At 40.1% G+C, this 15075-nt stretch carries 16 protein-coding genes; 3 read left to right on the top strand and 13 right to left on the bottom strand.

Going from position 1 to position 15075, the window contains the following annotated elements; all coding sequences use genetic code 11:
* Window positions 1-18: 18 nt before the first annotated feature.
* The 12 genes from ED605_RS02170 to ED605_RS02115 all read right to left on the bottom strand — a co-directional run bounded on the left by ED605_RS02170 (window position 19) and on the right by ED605_RS02115 (window position 10714).
* A complete protein-coding gene (locus tag ED605_RS02170; RefSeq protein ID WP_121977281.1) occupies window positions 19-939 on the bottom strand; it encodes a F0F1 ATP synthase subunit gamma in 921 nt (306 codons plus the stop codon).
* A 22-nt stretch (window positions 940-961) separates the two neighbouring features.
* Window positions 962-2530 (bottom strand): F0F1 ATP synthase subunit alpha, encoded by a 1569-nt coding sequence (atpA, locus tag ED605_RS02165; protein ID WP_121977280.1) that lies wholly within the window; start codon window positions 2528-2530, stop codon window positions 962-964.
* Window positions 2531-2557: 27 nt separating this feature from the next.
* Window positions 2558-3100, bottom strand: a complete 543-nt coding sequence (gene atpH / locus ED605_RS02160) for an ATP synthase F1 subunit delta (RefSeq protein ID WP_121977279.1) — start codon at window positions 3098-3100, stop codon at window positions 2558-2560.
* On the bottom strand, window positions 3097-3606 hold the full coding sequence (gene atpF, locus ED605_RS02155; RefSeq protein ID WP_121977278.1) for a F0F1 ATP synthase subunit B: 510 nt from the start codon (window positions 3604-3606) through the stop codon (window positions 3097-3099). Before atpF ends, atpH begins: the two co-directional genes overlap by 4 nt.
* Window positions 3607-3650: 44 nt before the next feature.
* Window positions 3651-3863: a F0F1 ATP synthase subunit C gene (atpE, locus tag ED605_RS02150; RefSeq protein WP_003553570.1), complete on the bottom strand. Its 213-nt coding sequence runs from the start codon at window positions 3861-3863 to the stop codon at window positions 3651-3653.
* Window positions 3864-3893: 30 nt separating this feature from the next.
* Entirely contained in the window at window positions 3894-4616 is a 723-nt protein-coding gene (gene atpB, locus ED605_RS02145; RefSeq protein WP_121977277.1) for a F0F1 ATP synthase subunit A, read from the bottom strand.
* A gap of 438 nt (window positions 4617-5054) precedes the next feature.
* Window positions 5055-5684 carry a uracil phosphoribosyltransferase gene (gene upp, locus ED605_RS02140; RefSeq protein WP_121977276.1) on the bottom strand — a complete coding sequence of 210 codons (630 nt, stop codon included), beginning with the start codon at window positions 5682-5684 and terminating at the stop codon, window positions 5055-5057.
* A 194-nt stretch (window positions 5685-5878) separates the two neighbouring features.
* Entirely contained in the window at window positions 5879-7126 is a 1248-nt protein-coding gene (glyA, locus tag ED605_RS02135) for a serine hydroxymethyltransferase (RefSeq protein WP_121977275.1), read from the bottom strand.
* A 30-nt stretch (window positions 7127-7156) separates the two neighbouring features.
* Window positions 7157-8179, bottom strand: a complete 1023-nt coding sequence (locus ED605_RS02130) for an L-threonylcarbamoyladenylate synthase (RefSeq protein ID WP_121977274.1) — start codon at window positions 8177-8179, stop codon at window positions 7157-7159.
* Window positions 8179-9045, bottom strand: coding sequence for a peptide chain release factor N(5)-glutamine methyltransferase (gene prmC / locus ED605_RS02125; protein WP_121977273.1), 867 nt, complete (start codon window positions 9043-9045; stop codon window positions 8179-8181). The genes ED605_RS02130 and prmC overlap by 1 nt, the downstream gene beginning before the upstream one ends.
* On the bottom strand, window positions 9038-10123 hold the full coding sequence (gene prfA / locus ED605_RS02120; protein WP_121977272.1) for a peptide chain release factor 1: 1086 nt from the start codon (window positions 10121-10123) through the stop codon (window positions 9038-9040). The genes prmC and prfA overlap by 8 nt, the downstream gene beginning before the upstream one ends.
* An 18-nt stretch (window positions 10124-10141) precedes the next feature.
* Window positions 10142-10714: a thymidine kinase gene (locus ED605_RS02115; RefSeq protein ID WP_121977271.1), complete on the bottom strand. Its 573-nt coding sequence runs from the start codon at window positions 10712-10714 to the stop codon at window positions 10142-10144.
* Between the two features lie 179 nt (window positions 10715-10893).
* Between ED605_RS02115 and ED605_RS02110 the strand changes: the two genes are divergently transcribed.
* Together ED605_RS02110 and ED605_RS02105 are read left to right on the top strand one after the other, a co-directional pair.
* Complete coding sequence (locus ED605_RS02110) at window positions 10894-12240, top strand: Mur ligase family protein (protein ID WP_121977270.1); 1347 nt, start codon at window positions 10894-10896, stop codon at window positions 12238-12240.
* Window positions 12240-12944: a type 1 glutamine amidotransferase gene (locus ED605_RS02105; protein WP_121977269.1), complete on the top strand. Its 705-nt coding sequence runs from the start codon at window positions 12240-12242 to the stop codon at window positions 12942-12944. Before ED605_RS02110 ends, ED605_RS02105 begins: the two co-directional genes overlap by 1 nt.
* A gap of 84 nt (window positions 12945-13028) precedes the next feature.
* On the opposite strand, the gene ED605_RS02100 is transcribed toward ED605_RS02105, so the two are convergent.
* On the bottom strand, window positions 13029-14039 hold the full coding sequence (locus ED605_RS02100) for a serine hydrolase domain-containing protein (protein WP_121977268.1): 1011 nt from the start codon (window positions 14037-14039) through the stop codon (window positions 13029-13031).
* 312 nt (window positions 14040-14351) lie between these two features.
* On the opposite strand from ED605_RS02100, the gene ED605_RS02095 reads away from it, so the two are divergent.
* Window positions 14352-14681 (top strand): hypothetical protein, encoded by a 330-nt coding sequence (locus ED605_RS02095; RefSeq protein WP_121977267.1) that lies wholly within the window; start codon window positions 14352-14354, stop codon window positions 14679-14681.
* Window positions 14682-15075 lie beyond the last annotated feature (394 nt).

Here is a 15075-nt window from a genome sequence, read left to right as displayed (position 1 = left end):
GTTAGTTAATTCCTCCATCTAATTGTTATCTGACTTAAGAGCTTCCTGACCACCAGTGATTTCAGTAATTTCAGTCGTAATTGCTGCTTGACGAGCTCGGTTATATTGCAACTCCAACGAAGAAATCAAATCATCGGCATTATCCGAAGCTGACTTCATTGCAGTTGCACTGGAAGCGTGTTCGGATGTTTTAGCATCCAAAATCGCACCATAAACCAAACTTTCAGAATACTGCGGCAATACGACACTCAATACTTCTTTTTCAGATGGCTCAACATCATACTCAGCACTTAATTCTTTGGTTTTAATTTCTTGACTTGCTTCACCCTGAATTGCTTCACTATCAATCGGAAGCATTTTTTCGGCTCTGAATCGAGAAATCAAACGGTTAACAAAGTGTTCGTAGCAAACATACAACTCATCAAATTCACCTTTATCATACATCGATGTAATCATTTTGACAATTTGACGCACTTCGTTGAATGTCGGTACATCACTTACACCCCGATACTCATAAGAAACGTTTTCACCGCGTTTCTTATAAAAATCAGAACCATTACCGCCAACAGCGATAATCGTATAATCATTTGAACCGCCGGAATGTTTACTGATGAACTCATTAGAGTCTCTAATGACATTGGCATTATAGCTACCCACCATTCCACGATCGGAGGTGATAACTAAATAGGCAGTTCTCTTAGTTTTAGACTGATCATTATCTGCTGAATGACCTGAGGATTTTAGCCCGTCAAGAATATGCGACTGAGCTAAATGCATAACTACAGATTTTACTTGGCTTGCATATTCCGCGTAACTTGCCGTATGCTTTTGAATTTGATTCAACTTAGCTTGCGAAACCATTTCCATCGCATTGGTAATTTGACGCGTCTTCTTTGTAGAAGTAATCCGATGTTTAACATCGTTAAGCGAAGCAGGCATGTAATCTCACCCTCCTTAAAAACTAGTCATTTGTTGCAGTTGATTTTTGATCGTCGTTTGAGGCAGTTGACTGACCATCATCCTGATTGCTTGGTTGGAAAGTTTCTTCAAATTCTTTAATCGCTGTATCCAATTTTGATGTATCAGGTAAGTTACCACTCTTGGCAATTTCATCTAATAGATCCTTGTGTGAGTGATCAAAGAAACCAAATAACTCATTTTGGTAACGAAGGATATCATCAATTTCGATTTTATCCAAGAAACCGTGTGTCAAGCAGTACAAGATCAAAACTTGTTTTTCAACTGGAATTGGAGAGTGCAGTGGTTGTTTCAAAACTTCAACCGTCCGAGCTCCTCGATTCAACTTAGCTTGAGTCGCTTCATCAAGATCAGACCCAAATTGAGCAAAGGATTCCAATTCATGATATGAAGCCAAATCAAGACGCAAGGTTCCGGCAACTTTCTTCATCGCTTTAACCTGCGCATCCCCACCAACTCGAGAAACTGAGGTTCCGGCATCCACGGCCGGTCGAACACCTGAGTAAAAACTATCGGCATCCAAGAAAATTTGACCATCAGTAATCGAAATAACGTTGGTTGGAATATAAGCTGAAACATCACCAGCTTGGGTTTCAACGATTGGTAAAGCAGTCATTGAGCCGCCACCTAATTTATCACTTAACTTGGCAGCCCGCTCCAATAATCGTGAGTGGGTATAGAAAATATCACCAGGATAAGCTTCACGACCAGGAGGACGACGAAGAATCAATGACAGTTCACGATAAGCATCCGCCTGTTTTGATAAATCATCATACACAATCAGGACATGCTGACCTTTGTGCATGAAATATTCACCCATGGTTGCACCGGCATATGGTGCAATATATAACAGAGATGCCGGTTCGGAAGGCCCAGCTGAAATAACAGTTGTGTAATCCATTGCACCGTATTTTTCAAGGGTGGTAACCGATGAACGAACAGTGGATTCCTTTTGGCCAATCGCCACATAGATACACTTCATATTTTGATCTTTTTGATTCAAAATTGTATCAATCGCAATCGACGTTTTCCCAGTCTTACGGTCACCAATGATCAATTCACGCTGACCACGTCCAATTGGAATAAGTGAATCAATCGCTTTGATACCAGTCTGTAATGGTTCGAAAACAGATTGCCGATCCATAACACCTGGTGCTTTGTGTTCAATTGCCTTATGATCATCGGCCTTAATAGGTCCTTTTCCATCAATCGGTTGACCAAGTGAATTAACCACTCGTCCAATCATCTCGTCCCCAACGGGAACTTCCATAATCCGACCAGTTCGTTTTACAGAATCACCTTCACGGATGTTTGTATCATCACCTAAAATCATGATACCAACATCATTAGTTTCAAGGTTTTGAACCATTCCGAAAACGCCATGGCCGAAGTCGAGCAACTCTCCAGCTAACGCATTTTCAAGACCATGCGCACGAGCGATACCATCACCAACATATGTAACGATACCCGTTTCTTTAACATCAAGCTCGTTTTGGTAGCCTTGCAATTGTTGCTTGATAAGAGCACTGATTTCCTCAGCTTTAATGCTCATAAGTTTCACCTCTTTAAATAGATATCGTTAGTTCAACAGCAAATCCTTTACTTTATTAATCCGAGTTTTAACACTGCCATCAATAATGACATCGGAAGATTTAATGACGATCCCACCGATAAGTGACTTGTCCACTTTCGTGTCAAAAATGACCTTAGCGGCACCAACCCGCTTCTCAAAAGCTTTGGCTAAACGATCCTGCTGATCACTATCCAATTTAGTTGCCGAGACAACTTCTGCTCGAACAATTTTTTTATCATCTTCATATAACTTTTGAAATTGATCGATAATGGCAATAATGTCAGGGAATCGTCGATAACTAGCGACTACTTTCAAGAAGTTCTTAATAAAATCTGATGCATTTTCGGTGATAGGAGCCAGTAATGATTTTTTTTGATCGTCGCTAACTCGAATATCATCAAGAATATCAATCAACTTGGGATTGGCAACAAAAACTTTACGAAGTTCAATTAAATCAGCATAACCAGTTTCAAGGTCCTTAGCATCTGTCAGAACTTCAAACATTGCTTTGGCATATTTTTTGGCTGCTGTTACATTCGTTGATTTCATTTCTGCTTACCCAACCCTTCAATGTAAGAATCGACCAGCCCTTTTTGATCTTCTTCATTCAATTCTTTTGAAATGATCTTGGATGCAATTTCAATTGAAAGGCTTGCCACATCTTTACGAGAATTAGCCAAAGCTTCTTGTCGCTGTTGTTCAATATCCTTCTCAGCAGAACTCTTAAGATTAGATGCTTCATTTCGAGCATCCTCAATGATTTGTTCGCGCTGTTGCTGACCGTTCTGTTTAGCAGTGGTGATTAACTTGTTGGCATCTTCACGAGTTTTATCCAACTCAGCTTGACGCTGTTTGGCAAGTTCAGCTGCTTTATCACGGGAATCCTTCGCGGAATCAATATCACTTGCGATCTTATCAGAACGCTTTTGCATCATCTTAGTAATCGGCTTCCATGCAATCAGTTTGATCAAATACATTAAGATCAAGAAACTGATCATAACAAACACCATGTCACCGGTATAAAGTTGAGCTCCAACTACCGAATATGAAAACATTAATTGGCACCTCCTTCTTTGTTATTTTAGCAATACTAGTCTAACTACTTGTTCATAACCAGTAAAGCAACAACGAAGGCGATAATCGGCATCGCTTCAACCAAACCAACACCGATAAACATGTTCCCACGGAGTTGACCAGATAATTCCGGCTGACGTGCCATACCTTCCAACATCTTAGCAATTAAAATACCATCACCAATAGCACCACCGATTGCGGCGCCTGCCATAGCGATACCTGCAGCGATTGCTCCCATAATTAATAATCCTCCTTAAAAATATGTTGTTTATACTTCTTCTACCTCAATCTTTTGAGAAATGTACACAGACGACAATGTCACAAAAACATAGGCCTGAATACAAGAAATAAAGACTGAGAAGCCTTGCCAGATCAGTTCAAGTGGTAACATACCTATCCACATAACCGGTCCTCCGCCAGTTGCCATTCCAGTAATCATTGTCAGAAGCATTTCTCCTGAAAGAATGTTACCAAACAATCGTAAACCCAGCGTCAAGAAATTGGTGAATTCCTCAAACAGGTTAACAATTAAAAATGGCTTAAACGGTTTGAGATAATTCTCAAAGTGTTTCTTATAACCCAAAGTGCGAACACCCAAAAATTGGGCAAGCGTTAGGGTCATAAGAGAAAAGGTCATCGTCACAACCGGATCAGAAGTCGGGCTTTTCACATACGTAATGCCTGAGACGTCAACGTGCAAAAATAGTCCCATGTTATTGGCGACCAGCAAGAACATAAATAATGTAAAGCCCCATAAGCCTAACATCTTACTTGCTTCTCCGGGAATTGAACCACCTACAATCCCGTTGGTAAAATCAACGGCATATTCCAGAACGTTTTGTGACTTTCCAGGTTTCATTGTAATGTGCCTGGAAAGCGCAAAGACTAGCGCTAAAACGATCAAACAAGCGATCAAAATTGAAATCATGTTACCTGCGTTAAACGTCAGTCCTAAGAATGTAAAAGTATGATTAGACCCTCCAATGGTCATTCAAATCTCACCTCTTTCTACGACATAATCTACGCAAGCTGGTCAATCTGGTTATTCGGTCGGGAAGACATTAATACCAAAGTGAACTTTGCGATGGTAATGAATACATCTCAGCATCCAAATACAATTGAAACTATACCACCATTCATTACAAAATTCAAAACAATATTGACACGCTATACTCCCCGCCAGATTAGGGACTTGACGCAACTTACAACGACTTGTCACATTAAAAACTGAAAATAAAATGAAAGAGCCGATAAATTACTTCCGAATAATTATTAAATTTAATAACTTTTACCACTTTGTTTTCACAACGTCAAGGCCCGTAAATATGAGACCGCTCATTGGTCAATATTTGATCATTTGTAAATTTTCTGACTCACAATTAGTGCGTAACGAAAAAGATTGCAGCAAATAGTTGCAATCAAATTTTGATTACTTGGTTCCAAATAATCGGTCGCCAGCATCTCCAAGACCAGGAACAATGTAACCTTTATCGTTTAACTTTTGATCCAAAGCAGCCGCATAAATGTCAACATCCGGGTGCGCTTTTTGAAGTGCCTTGACACCTTCTGGAGCCGCCACCAGGCAAACAAATTTAATGTTTGAGGCGCCACGCTTCTTCAAAGCATCAATCGCCATGATCGATGAGCCACCCGTTGCCAACATCGGATCAACCACAAAAATTTGCCGTTGATCAATATCAGACGGCAATTTAACAAAATATTCATGCGGTTCCAACGTTTTCTCATCACGATACATCCCGATGTGACCTACTTTGGCAGCTGGGATCAAATCCAAAATGCCGTCAACCATCCCAATACCGGCACGCAAAATAGGGACAATTGCGACTTTCTTACCAGAAATTTGTTTGGCGTGTGCAACACCTTCAGGAGTCTGAACATCAACATCTTCCAAAGGCATATCGCGAGTAACTTCGAACGCCATCAAATTTGCAATTTCATTAACAATTTCACGGAATTCTTTAGTCCCGCAGTTTTTGTCCCGAATGATTGTTAACTTATGCTGAATCAGCGGATGATCCATGACTTGAAACTTACCCATTTATTCCCACTCCTTTTTTTATTTCTAGATAATTGTATCACATATAACAGGTGCAATTTCGTAAAAAAAGCCGAAACTAAAATTAGTTTCGGCTTTTCGACACACAACACAAAATTTCTGAAAATCGATTTTATCAAAAACTTTGTTCGACCTGTCGCAATTCTACTTTTAAATGGTGTAAAAAATATTAACCATTAATCCAAAGGATGTTTCTGAGTCAACTGTTCAACTTTAGCAGCAACTTCCTTTAAGTTAGCATCATTAGTTGGGTCACCAATAACTTGGAGAATCAGTTTGGCGACTTGTTTCGCGTCTTCTTCATCGAATCCACGGGTCGTAATTGCTGGAGTTCCTAAACGAAGGCCACTGGTTTTCGAAGGTGGCAAAGGATCGTTAGGAATTGATTCTTTATTAGTGGTAATGTGAACGGTATCCAACGTATTTTGAAGTTCCTGCCCATTTAAGCCAGTCTGAGTCAAATTAATGGTCATCAAATGATTATCTGTCCCACCGGTCAAAACAGACACCCGGTCTGAAGCTTGAAAAACTGAGGCCATTGCTTGAGCATTCTTAATAATCTGTTCAGCATATTTCTTAAATGAGGGTTGCAAATCTTCATAAAAAGCAGCGGCTTTTCCAGCGATAACATGTTCCAGCGGGCCACCCTGACTGCCTGGGAAAACGGCCGAATTTAACTTTTTGGCATACTTTGCTTTCGCTAAAATCAGACCTCCACGTGGTCCCCTGAGTGTCTTATGGGTGGTCGTTGTCACAACATCGGCAACCGGTACCGGACTAGGATGAAGGCCAGCTGCTACCAATCCCGCAATATGGGCCATATCAACCATTAAATAAGCGCCAACTGAATCTGCAATTGCACGGAATTTATCCCAATCGATAATCCGGCTATAGGCAGAAGCGCCGGCAATAATTAATTTTGGTTGAACATCTTCGGCGATTTTAGCCACTTGATCATAATCAATCAATTGGGTTTTCGGATCAAGACCATATGAATAAGCGTCATACAATTTTCCGGAGAAGCTGACCTTGGCACCATGACTTAAATGGCCGCCGGCGTCCAACCCCATGCCTAAAATTTTATCACCCGGTTTTAGCAATGCTGCATAAACCGCTTGATTTGCCTGAGATCCGGAATGTGGTTGAACATTTGCATATTCAGCGCCAAACAATTCCTTAGCCCGATCAATTGCCAATTGTTCAACAACATCAATAAATTCGCATCCACCATAGTAACGTTTGCCCGGATAACCTTCCGCGTACTTATTGGTTAAAACGGATCCCTGGGCGGCTCGAACTGCATTCGAAACGATGTTCTCAGAAGCAATCAATTCGATGTTATGTTCTTGGCGATTTTCCTCATGTGCGATTGCATCCCATAGTTCGGGATCTTCCTGTTTGTAATCGTAGTTCAACTGCAACACCTCATTATTTTTTATTTGGTATATATATGATTATAACTGCTTGAAATGCATTTGCCCAGCGGATTTGTTCAATCGATTCATATAAGCTTCAGCAATCCCAGACGGCTTAAGGCCTTGAGTAAAAATTATTTTTATTTCCGGATGATTGTCGAATTCCCGAAGATCTGCGAACAAATCATGGCTTGCTGTTCGGGAATTACTTCCAAGCGTAATCAATTGGGCGTTCATTGGCCAGTCAATTGATGAAATCACTTGGTCAAAGGCCATAACGCCGACTGGTTGGGGATGTTCTTCGATCCATTTGGCAACTTCCAACCAACTATCATCCGGATCCACAATGTAGACTTGAGCATTTGGCGCATAGTGTTTATACTTCATGCCCGGGGCTTTGGGTGTTTGATTGGTCCCAACATGATGCAATTCGTCGATCACTTTTCGGTGAATGACGTTCTCAATATCATCTTTGGTTACTGCTCCGGGTCGTAAAATTGACGGTGTTTCAACAGACATATCCAGGACCGTTGATTCTACACCAACGGTTGTTGGCCCATCATCCAGAATCGCCGCAATCTTGCCGTTCAAATCATGGTAAACGTGTTTCGCCGTAGTGGGACTTGGCTTACCCGACGTATTGGCAGATGGTCCAACAATTGGAACACCGGCTTTGGTTATTAAATCAAGTGTCAACTGGTTGTTGGGAAATCGAAAAGCTGCTGTTTCGAGCCCACCGGTAACCGCTTTTGATAACGCATGCGGCTTAAGTTTAAAAATCATTGTTAATGAGCCCGGCCAAAATCGATCGATCAACTTTTGGGCATCTGAACTGATGTGGTCAACATATTTTTGCACCATTTCTTCAGATGACACGGTAACGATTAACGGATTATCACTGGGGCGCCCTTTGGCTGCGTATACTTTCTTAACTGCCGCCTCATTAGTTGCATCGGCTCCTAAGCCATAAACGGTTTCAGTCGGAAAAGAAACCAATTCACCTTGGCGAATTAAAGCCGCGGCTTGATCAATTTCTTTCTTAGTTAGCATTAAAGTTTCCATTACTTGTCTCCTTTATCCAATTCAATCATTCGCTGGTTTCCTGTAATATCATGTCTCGCCCTTACTTTCGACTTTGGCAGTTGTGTCTTAAAAATATGTTCAACTGCACTTTCTTGTCGAAACCCAATTTCAACAAATAATTTTCCAGCCGGTTTTAAATGAGAACTGAGCCCCTCAGCCAACCGTTTGTATATCGCAAGTCCCTTATCAGCCGCAAATAAAGCTATTTTAGGCTCATAATTGAGAACCTGTCGATCCATGTAAGCCTCCTCATTTGTCGCAATATAAGGTGGATTCGAAACAATGATGTCAAAAGCCGATTTAATTTTTGTAAAAACATCGCTGACAATAAAATTAATGGTAGTTCCCTGATTTTTAGCATTTTCTTTGGCAACTTTTAATGCCTCTGTTGAAATATCGCTAGCAGATAATTGCCAATCAGGACGGTTCTTTTTTAATGCAATGGCAATGGCACCACTTCCAGTGCCAATATCCAAAACGGAAAGCGGTTCTTGACTCTTATCGTTAGTTTCACTTAAAATCCAATCAACCAGTTCTTCAGTTTCAACCCTAGGAATTAGAACATGCTGATTAACTGTCAGAGTCATCCCGTAAAAATCAGCCTGCTGAACAATATATTGAACAGGTTTGCCCAACAGAAGCTGGTTAAGGTCAGTTTGAAATTGTTGCCAACGATCGGGTGGCATCTGGTCGTGATAATGAATCAACATGTCGGCTGTTGAAAAGCCGAATCGCTTTTGCAGCAGGAAGTCAACATCATACATATCCAATTCAGAATAGTTTTGAATACGAAAAGAAGCCCATTTCCGGGCTTCAAAATACGTTGGGGCTTTTGGCTTATTCATGGGTTAAATTCTCGAGTTTTTTAGCCTGGTCGGATAAAATCAATGCATCAATAATATCATCAAGTTCTCCGTTCATTACTTTATCCAGTTTATTTAATGTCAGCCCAATCCGATGATCTGTTACTCGGTTTTGCGGGTAATTATATGTCCTGATTCGTTCTGAACGATCACCGGTCCCAATCGCTGACTTTCGTTCCGCATTATATTGGTCCTGTTCTTGTTGTGCATAGTAATCATAGACTCTGGCCTTCAAAATTTTCATGGCTTTGGCACGATTCTGTTGTTGAGATCGTTCATCTTGCATTGCCACAACAATTCCGGTTGGCAAATGTGTCATTCGAACAGCCGAAGAAGTTTTGTTAATGTGCTGACCGCCGGCTCCAGAAGATCGATAAACATCAACTCGAATATCCTTTGGGTCGATATCAATGTCAACATCTTCTTCCTCAGGCATCACCCCAACCGTTGCCGTTGACGTATGCACTCGACCGGCAGATTCCGTCACTGGAACTCGTTGAACTCGGTGAGCCCCATTTTCATACTTTAACTTGGAATAAACCTTATCTCCAGTAATCATCAAGACAATTTCTTTAAATCCGCCTACTTCAGTCTCACTTTTATCGACTACTTCAACTTTCCAACCTTGTCGTTCTGCATACTTTGAGTACATACTAAATAAATCTGCAGCAAATAAGCTACCCTCATCACCGCCGGCAGCGCCATGAATTTCCATGATAATATTTTTATCATCATTTGGATCTTTCGGCAACAGCATGACTTTTAATTGATCTTCCAGTTTTGCCTTTTGATCCTTAAAATCGGCAATTTCATCCTTAACCATGGTCTCAAAATCAGCATCATCGATTTTTTCACGAAGCAGCTCTTCATCGTCATCAAGTTGCTTCGTAACTTTTTTATACTTGTTGTATGCCGCAACTGTATCGCGTAACTCGCCCTCTTCTTTTGAAAGCTTCATAAATTTTTGAGTATCAGCAATCACTTCAGGATCACTAATCAGTTCATTAAGTTCATCATACCGATCAACAACGGCCTGTAATTTATCAAATATTTCGTCCATTAATAATTCCTCTCTCTGTTATTCAATCGGTGGATTGTAATAGTGTCGGCGACATACCGGATAATAGGATTCATTACCACCCATTTGAATTTGGGCACCTTCGTAAACTGGTTTGCCGTCGTGCAATCTCAAGTTCATTGTGGCCTTCTTACCGCAAAACCAACAAATGGTTTTCATTTCTTCAATCTTGTCTGCATACAGCAAAAGCGCTTCTGAACCTTCAAATAGATGATTTTGAAAATCATTTTTTAAGCCAAACGCAATCACAGGAATATGCAATTCATCAACAATCTGTGCCAATTCAAAAACGTGCTTTTTCTTTAAAAATTGGGCTTCATCAACTAACACACAACTGGCATGTGGGTTGGTGTCAAAAACCTGTTTAAAAACATTAGTTTCATCATATATCGGAATTGCTCGTCTTTCCAGACCGATTCTTGACTCGATCATCCCTTGTTTTTCTCGGGTATCAAGCGCACTAGTCATAATAATAACACTTTTATTTTGCTCCTCATAGTTATGAGCTACTTTGATAATTTCAATTGTTTTGCCACTATTCATCGTTCCATAGCGATAAAAGAGTTGCGCCATTTTTTCACCCTTTTCCTTAACAGCTTCTTCTCCATTATACAGAAATTTATCCGGATTTCGAGATGATCGTTAAGAATTACCTATATTCAACACATTTTCCCCTTATTTAACAGCAATATGATAAACTAAGAGTTTGTTTAAGTGTACGAATCACTTCATTACTAAAGGAGTAAAGAGCTATGTCTTTAAAAAGTTCAATCGCAACGGCAGCTGGTAAATCATCTTACTGGTTCCTCCACACCTTCTTTAAGGGAGGCAGTTCGTTACCTGGAAAAATCACTAAAAGACTTGATCCGGACATTCTGGCAACGCTGGGACGCAACTACGACGTCATCGTGATCACTGGTACTAATGGTAAAACACTGACAACTGCGCTGACCGTTCAAGTCTTAAAGGAAAAATATGAAAACATTCTAACAAACCCAACCGGTTCTAACATGGAACAGGGAATTATCACCACGTTTCTTCACGCTTCAAGGCCCAAAGGCAAACGACCCCTGGCAGTTTTAGAGGTTGATGAGGCCAACGTTATTAAAGTAACCAGATATATCAAGCCTAAAGCATTTGTCTTCACTAATATTTTTCGGGATCAAATGGATCGCTATGGTGAAATCTACACGACTTATCAGAAAATTTTAAACGGCGTCGCTTTGGCCCCTAATGCCACCATTATTGCCAATGGAGATGCACCGATTTTTCATTCCAAGCAATTACCAAATCCAATCATTTATTATGGATTTGATAATCAACCCAAAGGTGACATCAAAGCAACGCCAAACACAGATGGCGTTCTTTGTCCCCAATGTCAACATATCCTTCACTATCATTTTATCAGTTACGCCAATTTGGGCGATTATTTCTGCCCAAATTGTGGGTACCACCGACCAAAGTTGAATTTTGCTTTAAATAAAATCAAGTCACTGACGCCTAAATCGTCCAGCTTTGAAATTGACGGTGAACCAATTAAAATTGATATAGGCGGTGTCTATAACATCTATAACGCACTTGCCGCGTATACCGTTGGCAGGTTTATGGGTGTCAGTCCGGCACAAACTAAGCAAGCTTTCGAGAAAGATAAACGGATTTTCGGCCGACAAGAAGAAATTAATGTTGACGGTAAACTGGTCACCTTGATCTTAGTTAAAAATCCAGTTGGTTTAAACCAAGTAATTGATATGATTTCAACTGATCCGGATGCTTTTACGTTTATTGGTTTGCTTAACGCAAATTACGCTGATGGTATTGATACCAGCTGGATTTGGGACGGCGAGTTCGAACGCTTGCCAAAGATGAACATTAAGCAGTATATTACCGGTGGTCAACGTTATAAAGATATTACTTACCGACTTAAAGTTGCCGGCGTCGACCCTAAGAAACATTTGGTTGAACCTGATTTGGATAAAGTTGTTGCAATGATTCCAAAAGCCCCAACTAAAAAAGTTTATATCTTGGCAACTTACACCGCCATGTTGAGTTTGCGCAAAACGTTTGCAGAAAAAGGCTTTATTAAAGGAGGTATGGGCTAATGACCTATTCGTTAAAAGTTTGCCATTTATATGGCGACTTAATGAACACCTATGGTGATTTAGGCAATATTCTGGTATTGAAATATTTAGCTAATAAAATGGGGGTTGCTTTAACCTCTGAAGTGATCAGCTTAGACCAAGATTTTAAGCCGGATCAGTTTGACATTGTTGTCTTTGGTGGCGGCCAAGATTTCGAGCAGTCAATCATTTCAAAAGACATTCAAAAAAAGAAAAAGGCCTTAACCGATTTCATTGAAGACGGTGGCTCAGTGGTGGCTATCTGTGGTGGCTATCAGCTACTCGGTCATTATTATATCGGCGCTAATGGTGAGAAGCTAATGGGCATCGGTGCGCTTGACCATCACACCGATAAACAAAAAAATCACCGTTTTATCGGTGACATTGTCATTGAAAATGAAGAAACCGGTGAAAAATATCACGGTTTTGAAAATCATCAAGGAATCACCTTTCTTGGCAAAGGGGAACGACCACTTGGTAAAGTACTGAAAGGTCACGGAAATAACGGTCGTGATCAAACTGAAGGGGCCATTTACAAAAACGTTTATTGCACCTATTTCCATGGCCCGGTTTTGGCCAGAAACAATCAAATTGCAAAACATGTTTTGATGAATGCCTTACGACGCAAATATCCGGATGCTGATTTAAGCCAGGCTGAAAAAGTCAAAGTTGGCAGTACCTTTTAAATTACTCAACATACGAGACGGGCAGCTTAAATGCTGGCCTCTTTTTTGTTGCAATATTTTAAACTCTTCGCTAACCTCAACGAGCTAAATTTGATTAGCTTCCCGAATAAACGTTTTAATCAACCGACTTCGGTATGGTAGAAATTGTTGGTTATGAGCGTCGGGGTGCACCCGGTTGGTTAAAAAGACAAGTGCTTGCTGCGAAACGCGATCAATGATAATTAAGGTGCCGGTGTATCCCGTATGAAGAATGTAAGGGTGGCCGGCAACACTTCTTAGAATCCAGCCAAAAGACCGATTTTTTAAATGTGCCGGTGTTTGATCAACGAATAGTTGGTCCAACCAAGTATCTGGTAGAAAGTCCGGGTAAGAGATTTGGCCCAGAAGCCATTTGGAAAAATGAAGTAAATCTTCTAGTGGCGCAAATAAGCCTGCAGCGCCACAATCAGCTCCCAGGATTTGAGTTTTAGGATCGTGCACCGTTCCTCTTAAAAGCCCAGTATCGGGTAAATCTGCAGTTGGTACAACATTTTCAATTTGTTGGGGATGAAATGTCGCATGGGTCATTTGCAAAGGTGTTAGAACATCTTTGCAAATCAGTTGCTGAATCGGTTGACCAAGAATTTGACTGGCCACCCACCCGAGAAATATAAAATTGTAGTCTTGGTAACGAACCACTTTGCCAAGATTATCACCACTACTTAAACTTAACAGCGCCTGAATTAATTTAGTTTTGGGGAGCTGATTTCGGTTTGGAATGTAACCAACAATGTCGGACGTATGTGTTAATAAATGGCGAATTTTAACTTGCGGTGATTGCCATTCCGGTAAGTATTGACTTAAAGAATCTTCTAATGACAACCGACCTTCCGAAACTAATTTTAAAATTAAATTGGTCGTTCCAATCACCTTGGTTAAGGATGCCAAATCATAAAGTTCATGGGGTTTTAAGGCCAACCTTTCGGGGACTAATTCCTGGTTACCAAAGTAATCAGTCTTCACCTTAGGCCCGTCAATGATCCCGTAAGTGACACCGGGTACCACTCGATCTGTTACAAATTGATGGATTTCTGCAATTGTCTTGGCGTATTTCATTTGTCAATCTCCTTTTCCCTTTAAATGTCAAGATACAGCCTATTTGTGATGTGAAGCATACTGTCCAAAGCATTCAACTCATTTATAAACAATTATCAAATTGAGAAACTGTGGTTAATTTAATAACTCCTATTCTATCAGTATTTTCGAGACTTAACAGTCAACATCGTCATCAAACGCCCTCATCTTTTCAGAGTCAAACTATAATAGGGCCTTATGTTTAGTTTAAGAGACCTTTATCAAATTTCGACCGGTTTTTTTGCTATAATTAAAAACGCAGACAAAAGTTTTAATGATTGGAGGATCTGATGATTGGCAAGTAATTCTGATACACTCTACCATGTCTTATCGTATATCAAGGCACACCCCGCTAAAGCGATCATTCGTCCAGAAAAATACGACAACGTTGTCGAAATGTATTTGGACGATGATGTTAAATTGGGCAACCCTGAAATTTATTTTCCAAGTCAGCGATTGGAAGTCAATCGAATGGCTCCTGACTTTATTTCGATGAATAGTGACTTGCTGGATTATTTTCATGATAAAACTGCGGTTAAAGACAGCAGTTATCATGATTTATGGATCACAACTTCACATTTGAAAGATAAAAATAAATATTTAATTGACTTATCATTTGAATAAGGAATCGAGAGAAACGATGATTATGAATTTACGTTACCTTCTTGATTCCAGAACTCACAACGACCAATTTAAAACATTCCATGTTTTGGATTGGTCGTTGTTAACATTTACTCAAGGTCTTCTAAATGACGAGAGCGTTCCTATTAATGATCACTTAACCAGGATTGCTATTTGGAAATATTTTCTAAAATTAATTCCGCTGCGTCTATATAACGCAGGTTAATGATTGAACAGCTTTATTTTTTAGCAAGGTTAACTATTGCGCGTTATAATTAAATCATACGAAATTATTTTTATATCGAACAAATTCAAGTTGAATTTTGAAATTTGAATTTCTTGAAGTTCACTTTAAACATTAACAAAATTGGCAAAACTCATTACTTTTGGAGGAAAT

It is taken from the genome of Lentilactobacillus raoultii, assembly GCF_900411375.1.
GTDB classification, from domain to species: Bacteria; Bacillota; Bacilli; order Lactobacillales; family Lactobacillaceae; genus Lentilactobacillus; species Lentilactobacillus raoultii.
This window is presented reverse-complemented; position numbering and strand designations above follow the sequence as displayed.